Raw genomic sequence first — 10,403 nt, 5'->3', positions numbered from 1 at the left:
CTTTCACCTGTTGCTCAATACTGGGAGAGCCAACCGACTGCAAGGGGCCTCTACGTGCCGATTCCGCCGACGATGGACGAGTTGATCAAGGATCTGCTGACGCGGATCGAGGTCGGTGGTTTCTAGGCTTCAGTGCAACTGATCTTGGGTTGGGCTGGGGGTACTGGTGGCGAGGCCGGGTGTGGTGACGTTCGGGCATCGGCAGGTGTTGGAGCATTTGTGGGGGTCGGGTCGGAGGATCTCGCAGATCGCGGGGTTGCTCGGGGTGTCGGTGGGCACGGTGTCGCGGGAGGTGGCCCGGTATCACAGTGCCCGGCATGGGACGAAGAACCCGCTCGGGCGGTCGTTGCCGTCGGGGCGGGCTCGGGCGCCGTATCGGTGGGGGTATCAGGCGCAGTGGGCCCAGCGGCGTGCTGATGCGGCTCGGCGTCGGGTGAGGGCAACGAAGCTGGGTCCTGGGACGCGGCTGCGGCAGGTGGTGCGGGGGAAACTGGCGCGTAGGTGGTCTCCGAAGCAGATCGCCACGTGGTTGCGGGCCACGTTCGCTGACCGGCCGGAGTTGTGGGTGTCGCACGAGACGATCTATCAGGCGATCTACGTTCAATCGCGGGGCAGCCTGCGTGAGGAGTTGACGCGGCAGGTCGCGTTGCGTTCGGGCCGCGCTGATCGCCGCGCGCAGTCACGATCCGCGGCGGGTGCGCGCTCACGACGGCCGTGGATCGGGGATCTGCACATCAGCAACCGACCCGCCGAGGCCGCCGACCGGGCCGTGCCGGGTCACTGGGAGGGTGATCTGGTCATCGGCAAGGCCGGCCGGTCAGCGATCGTGACACTGGTGGAACGCGCCACCCGCTACGTCATGCTCGGCGCCCTGCCCAACGGCCGAGACACCGAAGCCGTCATCGGTGTGCTCACCGACCTGGCCGGGCGGCTACCAGCACATCTGCGCCGCTCTCTGACCTGGGACCAGGGCAGCGAAATGGCCGCTCACCCGGTCTTCACCGTCGCCACCGGCTGCCCGGTCTACTTCTGCGACCCCCACAGCCCCTGGCAACGCGGCAGCAACGAGAACACCAACGGCCTGCTACGCCAGTACTTCCCCAAAGGCAGCTACGACTTCCGCAGCATCGACCAAGCCGGCCTCGACGAGATCGCCCACGAGCTGAACACGCGCCCCCGCCAGACGCTCGACTGGGCAACCCCAGCCGAGCGCCTGGACCACCTCATCGCCGCCTGACGATTGCACTCACCACTTGACCCCAAGCGGCGTGTCGGGACGGCAACAACTTCATGATCAACGGGTCGAGGCGGGGCGAGGCGGGACGGGACCGGGGCGAGGCGGAACGGGGCGGAACGGAACGGGGTCGGGATTGGGGAACTAGCGTGTCCGGGTGGGGTGAGTGGCTTCGACGTCTCTGGTGAAGCGGCGCCGTCGTGGCGTTGGAACAGGAGGGACCACCGTGAAGTACATGATTCTGCTCTACGGCTCGCAGCAGGACTACGACGTGTTGTCCGGTCGGGCGACCGACCGGCCGGCGATGTCGGCCGAGCAGATTGCTGCCATGCACAAGCACATGGAGACGTTCCACCAGGCGCTGGCCGAGTCCGGGGAGCTGGTCGACGCGCGGGGCCTGAGCGAGCCGGTGCACGCCCGGCGTGTGCAGGTGCGCGACGGCGCGCCCGTCGTCACGGACGGCCCGTACCCGGAGACGCAGGAGGTGCTGGCCGGCTACACGATCGTGGAGTGCGCCAGCTTCGACCGGGCCACCGAGATCGCCGCCGGCCTGGTCGACCCGGACGCCCCCGGTGGGTACGTGGACGTGCGGCCGGTGCTGGACGGCGTCGAGGACCTGGCCGGCTGACCGGTGCCGGAGACCGCCCCACCCGTCGAGGACCTGCTGCGCGTGCTGGCGCCGCAGGTCCTCGGCGCGCTGGTGCGCCGTTACGGGCACTTCGACACCGCCGAGGACGCCGTCCAGGAGGCGTTGATCGCGGCGGCGAGCGGCTGGCCGCGCGACGGCGTACCGGACAGTCCCCGGGGCTGGCTGGTCACCGTCGCGTCGCGGCGGTTGACCGACCTGCTGCGCAGCGAGCAGGCGCGGATGCGGCGCGAGGACACCGTGGCACGGTGGGTGCTGCCCGAGCAGTGGCAGGCGCCCGCCGCCGACCGGCCGCCGGCGGACGCCGACGACACGCTCATCCTGCTGTTCCTGTGCTGCCACCCGGCGCTCTCACCGGCCTCGCAGATCGCGCTCACCCTGCGGGCCGTGGGCGGGTTGAGCACCGCCGAGGTGGCGCGGGCGTTCCTGGTGCCGGAGGCGACGATGACCCGCCGGATCAGCCGGGGCAAGCAGCGGATCCGGGACAGCGGGCTGCGGTTCGCGCCGCCCACCGGCCCGGAGCGCGCCGACCGGCTGGCCGCCGTGCTGCACGTGCTCTACCTGATCTTCACGGAGGGGTACGCGCGCACCGCCGGCCCCGGGCTGCTGCGCGGCGACCTGACCGCCGAGGCGATCCGGCTGACCCGGCTGGTACATCGCCTGCTGCCGGACGATCCCGAGGTCACTGGGCTGCTCGCGCTGATGCTGCTCACCGACGCCCGCGCCCCGGCCCGAATCGGGGCGCACGGCGAGCTGGTGCCGATGGCCGAACAGGACCGCGGCCGGTGGCGGGCCGACCAGATCGCCGAGGGAGTCGAGCTGATCACCGGGGCGCTGCCGCGCGGGGTCGTTGGGCCGTACCAGCTCCAGGCGGCCGTCGCGGCCGTGCACGACGAGGCGCCCAGCGCGGAGGCCACCGACTGGGCCCAGATCACCGCCCTGTACGAGGTGCTGCTCAGCATCTCCGACAACCCGGTCGTGGCGCTCAACCACGCGGTGGCGGTGGCGATGAGCCGGGGCGCGCCCGCCGGGCTGGCGCTGCTCGCCGAGCTGGCCGGCGACAGCCGGTTGGCCGACGACCCGCGACTGCCGGCCGCCCGCGCCCACCTCTGGGAGCTGACGGGTGAACGGGTCGCGGCGCGGGAGGCGTACCGGATGGCGGCGGCGCGGTCGACGAACCTGGCGCAGCAGCGCTACCTGAACGCCCGCGCGGACCGCCTCGCGGACGACGCGCCAGCCCCCGGTTGAGCCGGGTCAGGGACTGGCGGCCAGGAAGACGAAGGCGGCCAGCAGCACCAGGTGGACGCCGCCCTGCAGCACGTTGGCCCGGCCGGGCACCACGGTCAGCACCGCGGTCACGGCGGTGAGCGCGAGCAGCGCGAGCTGGGTGCCACCGAGGCCGAGCAGCAGCGGCCCGTCCAGCCAGATCGAGGCGATCGCGATGGCCGGGATGGTCAGGCCGATGCTGGCCATCGCCGAACCGAGGGCGAGGTTGAGGCTGATCTGCACGCGGTCGCGGCGGGCGGCACGGGCGGCGGCCAGGGTCTCCGGCAGCAGCACCAGCAGGGCGATGATCACGCCGACGAACGCGTGGGGCAGGTTCGCCGCCGCCACGCCGGCCTCGATGGTCGGGGAGACGGTCTTGGCGTCGCCGACCACCGCGACCAGTGCCACCAGCAGCAGCCCCAGGCTGACCAGGGCCGCGCGGGTCGTCGGCGGCTTGGCGTGCTCCTCCGCGTCTATCACCCTTCCCTGGCTGTCGACGGGCAGGAAGTAGTCGCGGTGCCGGCCGGTCTGCACCAGCACGAACAGCCCGTACAGCGCGAGCGACGCGACGGCGGCGAAGACGAGTTGGGCCGGGCTGAACTCCGGGCCGGGCCGGGCCGTGGTGAAGGTCGGGATGACCAGGCTCAGGGTGGCCAGGGTGATCACGGTGGCCAACGCACCGCCGGTGCCCTCCGGGTTGAACACGGCCACCCGCCGGCGCAGCGCCCCGAGCAGCAGCGACAGGCCGAGGATCCCGTTGCACGTGATCATGACGGCGGCGAAGACGGTGTCCCGGGCGAGCGACTGGGTCTTCTCCGGCCCACTGATCATCAGCGTGACGATCAGGGCCACCTCGATCACGGTGACCGCCACGGCGAGCACCAGCGACCCGTACGGCTCCCCCACCCGGTGGGCGACCACCTCGGCGTGGTGCACGGCCGCGAGCACCGCGCCACCCAGCAACGCCGCGACCACCACGACGACGGGCGCCGGCAGCTCCCGGCCCCAGGTGACGATCAGCACCAACACCGCGAGCACGGGTACGGCGACGGTCCAGTCGGTCAGGCGGGAGCGAAGGAGGGCGGCCATGCCCTCAAGACTGCCAGGTCAGGTGATCATGTGCCCACCATCGACGCAGGGGCTGGCGGGCGGCGCTTTCGGACGCACCGGGAGGCACCCAAACGCGTAACTCATAGGTTACGCTTTGGCGGTGGACGAGGTGGTCACCGCGATCGCGGACCCGGTACGGCGGCGCATCCTGACGATGCTGCGCGCGGAGCCGTTGCCCGCTGGCGAGATCGCCGAGCGGTTCGCGATCAGCCGGCCCGCGATCAGCCGCCACCTGCGCGTGCTGCGCGAGAGCGGGTTGGTCCGCGACGACCTGGTCGGCCGGAAGCGGATCTACCGCCTCGACCCCGACCCGATCGCCCCACTGGTCGACTGGCTCACCGAGCTGGCCGGCGCCGACCGGTGGGAGCACCACCTCGACGCGCTGGAGACCGAGGTCTATCGAACCCGCCGAGAACGCCGCGCCAGCGGCCCGGCGGAGCACCGAAGGGAGCACACGGCATGACCCGTACACCCGCCGGACGACTGTTTCGCACGGACACCGGCCACGATCTCGTCCTCACCCGGACGTTCCGCGCCCCGGCGACGGACGTGTGGGCCAGCCTGACCGAGCCGGAGCGCACCGCCCGCTGGTTCGGCCCGTGGGAGGGCGACGCCGGGCCCGGCCGCACCATCCGGGTCCAGATGGCGTACGAGGAGCAGCAGCCCTGGTGCGAGGTGCGCATCGAGGCGTGCGAACCGCAACGACGTCTCGCCGTGTCGATGACCGACAGCTACGGGGACTGGCTGCTGGAGATGGAACTGTCCGAGGCGGACGGCAGCACCGAGCTGCGATTCGTCCAGCACCTCACCAGCGTGGAGGGCATCGCCGAGGTGGGCGCCGGCTGGGAGTACTACCTGGACATGCTCGTCGCCTCCCGGGACGGCTCGCCCCGACCCGAGTTCGACGAGTACCACCCGGCGATGCAGCCCTACTACCAGGCGCTGGCCGCCCGCGAGACGTCCGACGCCGCCCAGCACGCCTAACCGCTCTGCGCCTCCCGGCGCAGCGCCGCGAACTCGGCGGTCAGCGCCGGCAGCGGGAAGTGCGCGTTCAGGCCACTGGGGTTGGGCAGCACCCAGACCCGGGCCGGGCCCAGTCGATCCGGCTGCGGGCCCAGCCCGGCTCCGGGCCGGACAAAGGCGATCCGGTACGCGGTCACCCCGAGGATGGCCACCCACCGCGGCCGGTGCCGCTCGGCCTTCACCGCCAACCCCGTCACCCCGGCCACCAGCTCGGCGGCCGTCAGCTCGTCGGCGCGGGCCGTTGCGCGGTTGCTCAGGCTCGTGATCCCCAACCCCTGCCGCAACAGCTCGTCCCGTTCCCACGGGTACAGCTCCCGGTCGGTGAAGCCGGAACGGTGCAGCGCCGGCCAGAATCGGCTGCCCCGTCGGGCGAAGTGCTCCCCCACGGCGGCGGAGTAGAGACCCGGGTTGAAGCCGCAGAACAGCACCCGCAGGTCGGGACCGATCACGTCCACCAGCCCTCGGCCGGCCGCGGCCGCCACCTCCTGCGGCGTCGGCCGCCGGAACGGCACTGACCTGTCCGCGTCCACCCCACGATCCTGTCGTACGCCCCGCCGCCCGGTCGCCGCTTCCGGCCCGGGTGTGCGCCCTCAATCATGACTTGACACCCTCAACGGATGCAGCCCACCGACCACCTCGCCGCCAGCCGCTACGCCCGGATGCGCTGGAACACGCCACTGTCCGAGGAGCACGCGTCGCTGCTCCTGCGACGGCTCGACGTCCGCCCCGGCTCGCGCGTCCTCGACCTCGGCTGCGGGTGGGGCGAGCTGCTGCTCAGGGCCGTCGTCGCGGGCGGTGTCTCCGGCCCGGTCGCGACGAGGGGCGTCGGCGTCGACACCGACGACGCCGCTCTGGCCCGGGGGCGCAGGCTGGCCGAAGGCCGGGCACTGAACCGGCACGTCGCCTTCGTGATGGGCGAGGCGGCGGCCTGGCACGAGCCGGCCGACCGGGTGCTCTGCATCGGCTCGGCGCACGCGTTCGGCGGCACCGGCGCGGCACTCGACGCCCTCACCTCCGTGGTCCGGCCCGGCGGGCGGGTGCTGTTCGGCGAGGGGTACTGGGAGCGTCCGCCCACCGCCGAGGCGGAGCAGATCTTCGGAGCGGAGGTCCCGGACCTTCCGGGCCTCATCGAGGACGCGCGCCAGCGGGGCTGGCGGGTCCTGCACGTGAGCACGGCCGACCAGCGGGAGTGGGACGACTTCGAGTCCACCTGGCTCGCGGGTCGGCAGGAGTGGCTGCTGACGTACCCGGAGGATCCCCGCGCCGCCGAGGTCCGCGCGGAACTCGACGACCGGCTGCGCCAGTACGTCGGCACCTACCGGGGCGTCCTCGGCCTCGCCTACCTCGTCCTCGGTCGCTGACGGCCCCTCTTGACCGGCGTGGCTACGCTGCGCGGGATGAGCGGCCCACCGCGCGTTGCCCGGGCGACCCGCGACGCTCGCCCCGACCTGCACTGGCGAGTCCTGATCGTCTTCGCCGGCACCGTGCTGGTGTGGCTGTTTCTCTACCACGGCGCCCTGCTCGGCCGTGACTACGACCGGCCAACCCATGTCGCACGGGCCATCCTGACGACGCTGCTGGTCGTACCCCTGGTGGTTGCCGCCCGCCGGCTGCTGGACCGGCGGCCCTGGAGCGGTCTCGGGTTGCCCTCCCTGCGCGCCGGCTGGCGGCGCCTGCTGCTCGGCATGGCGTGCTGGCTGGTCCCCGCCGGGCTCGGTTTCGCGCTCTGCCTCGGCGTCGGCTGGGTCGAGATCAGCGTGCGCACCTGCACGGCGGACGCCCTGCGCGTGGCGGCGCTGCTGGTCGTCCTCGTCTTCCTGTACGAGGCGTTGCCGGAGGAACTGGTCTTCCGCGGTTACCTGCACCGCAACCTCGCCACCCGGTTGCCGGCCTGGCAGGCCGTCGTCGGTCAGGCCGCGCTGTTCACCCTGTTCGGCTCCACCGGGACCGCCTGGAGTGGCGGGCCGTCGACCCGGACGACGGTCCCTAGGCGGCCGGGTTGCCGGGCGGGGTGCGCTGCAGGCGCATGACGTAGGAGACGACGGCGATGGCGAGCGTCTTCAGCACCGAGATGCCGACGACCGTCCAGTACTCGCTGGTGAACGCGCCGTCCCAGTCGGACACCGCCTCGTAGAGGACCGGCAGGACGGCGATCAGCACGTCGGTGATGAGGCCCTGCACGAAGGTACGGATGGCGCGGTTGCGGGCGTCAGCCTTGGCGGGCAGCGGGGTGGTGGGGGTGATGGTCATGGGATGCCTCCTCGGACGTGCCGGAGTCGATGCCCGATGCCCGCCGTCGTTGGCGCGTTCGCTGCAAGAACCTGCCGCGGTCCAGCGTTCCTCGACGGAGGAAAGGACCGCCACCGCGCAGACGGGACAGGTCGGGCGTGCATGCCAAAAGGAACAAACCTGGCAGGTTGGCCACCTTCGGTCCGCGGCGGCGCTGCTCAGGAGTCGGCGGGCACCCCGGCTTCGAGTTGGCCGACCATCGGCGCGAGGAGGTCGTTGAGTTCCCGAGCCAGCACGGTGACGGCTCTGCGCGCCGCCGCCGCCACCGAATCATCCGGCCCGTCCGGTGCCGGCGGCAGATCACCGAGCGGGACCGGCGCGTCCACCTGGAGCATCGCGCGCAGGTGCGGGCTACGCGTCCGATCCTGCTCCGACGGTGTCGTGTACTGGCCGAACACCTGCGGCCAGTCCCGCCAGCCCCGGTCGCGCTGCCACTGCTTCGTCCACGTGAGTTCCGCCGGCCAGCGCGAGACCAGCGTCACCGCGCAGACCATGCTGCCGTCCCACGGGCTTCGCGAGCAGGTCGCCGAGATGATCCGCCGGTGCCAGCGGACGAAGCCGGGCGACAACTCACCGGCCAGCCGCCATGCCGTGGCCGCGAACGCCACCGGCGCGATGTCACCCCAGGCGTCGGCGAACTCGTCGATGCGCCTCAGCACCTCAGCCTCGTAGCGACCGCGCCCGTCGCTGCCGTGCTCGCGGTCGAACTGCTCGTCAAGCCAGAAGGCCCTTGGTTCAGGCATCTCCAACACCACCCGCCGTCGCGGCATCCGTCTGATAGCTGCTGCCCATGAGCGGAGAGCGTACGGGCTCGGGCGGCAGGCAGAACTTGTCTCTCCGAGTCTGTCACCCAGTAGCCTCGGCGCTCATGAGTTGGCTGCCCGACGACTACGTCCACCCCGTCTACGTGCCCGTGCCCGACACCGCGCTGCACCTGCGGCCGATCCGGGAGGCGGACACCGCGCTCGACCACCCCGCCGTCATGGGCTCCCGAGAGCGCCTGTGGCAGATCTTCGGCCCGGCCTGGGCGTGGCCCCGGGAGACGATGACCGTTGAAGAGGACCGCATCGACCTGCTGCGGCACGAGAAGGAGATAGCCGCGCACCAGTCGTTCAACTACGCGCTGCTGGACGAGGACGAGACGATGATCCTCGGTGCGTCTACATCGACCCGCCCGAGCGCACCGGCTCCGACGGAGAAATCTCCTGGTGGGTCGTCGACGACCTCGTCGGCGGCGAGGTGGAGCGCGCGCTCGACGCGCTGGTCCCGCAGTGGGTCGCCGCCGACTGGCCCTTCCAGAGGCCCCGTTGTCTGGGCCGCGACATCACCTGGCAGGACTGGCTCGCGCTGCCGCGCGCCTCCTGACACGTCCAAGGGGTGCCTTGAGCTGATGCCGATGGCCACTTGACAAGCGGCAGGCTCCACGGTGGACGATTCAGCGTGCGAATTCTCGTGGTGGGCGGCAGTGGTCTGATCGGTTCCCACGTCGTGGACGTGCTGCGAGAGCGGGGCCACGCCGCGACCACGGTCGCGCGCACCGCCCGTCCGGGTGTCGATCACGTGGTCGATGTCGGGTCGGCGGCGGTCGACGCGCTACGGGAGCTGCTCGCCGGCCATGACGGCGTCGTGTACGCCACCCGCACGGACGAGCAGCGACCACTGCCCAAGCCGATCTACCCGGTGTTCCGACGAGACAACGTCGAGCCGGTGGTGCGCCTGTTCACTGCCGCCCGTCGGGAAGGTCTGACCCGCGGCGTCATCATGGGCTCGTATTACACCCATTTTGATCGGCTGCACCCGCAGTTGCGGCTCGCGGCCCGCCACACGTACATCCGATGCCGCGTGGAGCAGGCCCGGGAGGGACGGGCGGCCGCCGGCCCGGATCTGCCGGTCGCGGTGCTCGAGTTGCCGTTCGTCTTCGGCCGGGCCGGCGATCGGCTACCGAACTGGGCCGGCCCGCTGGACCGGTGGGCACGGTCCCGTACACCGCTGCTGGCCCCCGCCGGCGGGACTGCCGCGGCCTCGGCGCGCAGCGTGGCCGACATCGCGGTGGACGCTCTGGAGCAGGCCAGTGGCGCCGACATCCCGGTCGCCGACGAGAACCTCACATGGAGCGACATGATCGCGCGTGTCGCCGAGGCGGTCGGCCGGCGCCGTCGAGTCGCCCGCCTGCCGGCCGGCGCGGTGAAGGCCGCCCTCCGGCTCGGCGGCGCGCTGCAGGCCCTCAGCCGCAGGGAGTCGGGCGTCAACCCGACCCATTTCCCCGACCTGCTGCTCGCCGAGTTGTTCATCGAGCCGACGTCCGGCCGACCGCTGGACCCGGCACTTCGGGAGACCTTCACCGAGACCGCATCGACGGGCTAGGGCTTCGCAACCCCCACCACCCGGGGCCGATGACGTGACCGCGAACGGGCGGGAGCGCCCGTTTCTGCGCCCCCGCCCGCGCCGGCTGCTAGCTGGCGTACGTCTCGAACTCACCGACCCGCGGCGTACCGCCCGAGCTGTTGATCTTGAAGGTGATCTTGCTCAGCGAGGTCGCGGCGAAGGTGCTGGAACCCGCCCCACTGCCGGAGGCCAGGACCGCCCCGGTGTCGTGGTTGACGAGCTGCCAGGACCCGATGGAGCCCTGGGTTCCCGACGGCTCCCGGATGACCACCCGGGAGACCCGGGTCGCGGAACCCCACTTGATGGAGATGGAGCCGGTCGATCCGGCCGGCGACCAGTAGGTGCTGATGCTGCCGTCGCGCACGTTGCCGTAGCTTGTCCCGCTGGCCTTGCTGGAGCCGTCGGCGCCGGCGCCGATGCTGAGGTTGGTCCCGCTGGGCGGGGGCGGGG

Annotated in this window: 13 protein-coding genes and 1 pseudogene; 9 read left to right on the top strand and 5 right to left on the bottom strand. The window is 72.0% G+C overall.

Annotation, left to right across the window (positions count from 1 at the left end):
- Positions 1-166 precede the first annotated feature (166 nt).
- The 3 genes from DKT68_RS28325 (at position 167) to DKT68_RS28315 (ending at position 3,128) form a co-directional block, all read left to right on the top strand.
- Complete coding sequence (locus tag DKT68_RS28325) at positions 167-1,237, top strand: IS30 family transposase (protein WP_330848954.1); 1,071 nt, start codon at positions 167-169, stop codon at positions 1,235-1,237.
- 232 nt (positions 1,238-1,469) lie between these two features.
- On the top strand, positions 1,470-1,862 hold the full coding sequence (locus DKT68_RS28320; protein WP_236647107.1) for a YciI family protein: 393 nt from the start codon (positions 1,470-1,472) through the stop codon (positions 1,860-1,862).
- 3 nt (positions 1,863-1,865) lie between these two features.
- A complete protein-coding gene (locus DKT68_RS28315; protein ID WP_109820437.1) occupies positions 1,866-3,128 on the top strand; it encodes an RNA polymerase sigma factor in 1,263 nt (420 codons plus the stop codon).
- 6 nt (positions 3,129-3,134) lie between these two features.
- On the opposite strand, the gene DKT68_RS28310 is transcribed toward DKT68_RS28315, so the two are convergent.
- Positions 3,135-4,235: a calcium:proton antiporter gene (locus DKT68_RS28310; protein WP_109820436.1), complete on the bottom strand. Its 1,101-nt coding sequence runs from the start codon at positions 4,233-4,235 to the stop codon at positions 3,135-3,137.
- Between the two features lie 121 nt (positions 4,236-4,356).
- Between DKT68_RS28310 and DKT68_RS28305 the strand changes: the two genes are divergently transcribed.
- Positions 4,357-4,719 (top strand): ArsR/SmtB family transcription factor, encoded by a 363-nt coding sequence (locus DKT68_RS28305; protein WP_201749219.1) that lies wholly within the window; start codon positions 4,357-4,359, stop codon positions 4,717-4,719.
- Positions 4,716-5,240 (top strand): SRPBCC family protein, encoded by a 525-nt coding sequence (locus tag DKT68_RS28300; RefSeq protein WP_109820434.1) that lies wholly within the window; start codon positions 4,716-4,718, stop codon positions 5,238-5,240. The genes DKT68_RS28305 and DKT68_RS28300 overlap by 4 nt, the downstream gene beginning before the upstream one ends.
- On the opposite strand, the gene mug is transcribed toward DKT68_RS28300, so the two are convergent.
- Positions 5,237-5,809 carry a G/U mismatch-specific DNA glycosylase gene (gene mug, locus DKT68_RS28295; RefSeq protein ID WP_109820433.1) on the bottom strand — a complete coding sequence of 191 codons (573 nt, stop codon included), beginning with the start codon at positions 5,807-5,809 and terminating at the stop codon, positions 5,237-5,239. The genes DKT68_RS28300 and mug overlap by 4 nt on opposite strands.
- Before the next feature lie 87 nt (positions 5,810-5,896).
- Here mug and DKT68_RS28290 point away from each other — a divergent pair, with 87 nt between their 5' ends.
- Together DKT68_RS28290 and DKT68_RS28285 are read left to right on the top strand one after the other, a co-directional pair.
- Positions 5,897-6,640: an SAM-dependent methyltransferase gene (locus DKT68_RS28290; RefSeq protein WP_109820432.1), complete on the top strand. Its 744-nt coding sequence runs from the start codon at positions 5,897-5,899 to the stop codon at positions 6,638-6,640.
- A 36-nt stretch (positions 6,641-6,676) separates the two neighbouring features.
- Entirely contained in the window at positions 6,677-7,309 is a 633-nt protein-coding gene (locus DKT68_RS28285; protein WP_109820431.1) for a type II CAAX endopeptidase family protein, read from the top strand.
- Here the strand turns inward: DKT68_RS28285 and DKT68_RS28280 are convergent.
- Entirely contained in the window at positions 7,266-7,529 is a 264-nt protein-coding gene (locus tag DKT68_RS28280) for a hypothetical protein (RefSeq protein ID WP_109820430.1), read from the bottom strand. The genes DKT68_RS28285 and DKT68_RS28280 overlap by 44 nt on opposite strands.
- A 197-nt stretch (positions 7,530-7,726) precedes the next feature.
- On the bottom strand, positions 7,727-8,311 hold the full coding sequence (locus DKT68_RS28275) for a hypothetical protein (RefSeq protein WP_236647106.1): 585 nt from the start codon (positions 8,309-8,311) through the stop codon (positions 7,727-7,729).
- Positions 8,312-8,436: 125 nt separating this feature from the next.
- Here DKT68_RS28275 and DKT68_RS28270 point away from each other — a divergent pair, with 125 nt between their 5' ends.
- Together DKT68_RS28270 and DKT68_RS28265 are read left to right on the top strand one after the other, a co-directional pair.
- On the top strand, positions 8,437-8,976 hold the full coding sequence (locus DKT68_RS28270) for a hypothetical protein (protein WP_201749218.1): 540 nt from the start codon (positions 8,437-8,439) through the stop codon (positions 8,974-8,976).
- Positions 8,977-9,008: 32 nt separating this feature from the next.
- Entirely contained in the window at positions 9,009-9,932 is a 924-nt protein-coding gene (locus DKT68_RS28265; protein WP_109820429.1) for an NAD-dependent epimerase/dehydratase family protein, read from the top strand.
- An 88-nt stretch (positions 9,933-10,020) separates the two neighbouring features.
- Here the strand turns inward: DKT68_RS28265 and DKT68_RS28260 are convergent.
- Positions 10,021-10,403, bottom strand: a pseudogene (locus DKT68_RS28260) (pectate lyase); the annotation flags it as partial.

Source organism: Micromonospora acroterricola, assembly GCF_003172955.1.
GTDB classification, from domain to species: domain Bacteria; phylum Actinomycetota; class Actinomycetes; order Mycobacteriales; family Micromonosporaceae; genus Micromonospora; species Micromonospora acroterricola.
This window is presented reverse-complemented; position numbering and strand designations above follow the sequence as displayed.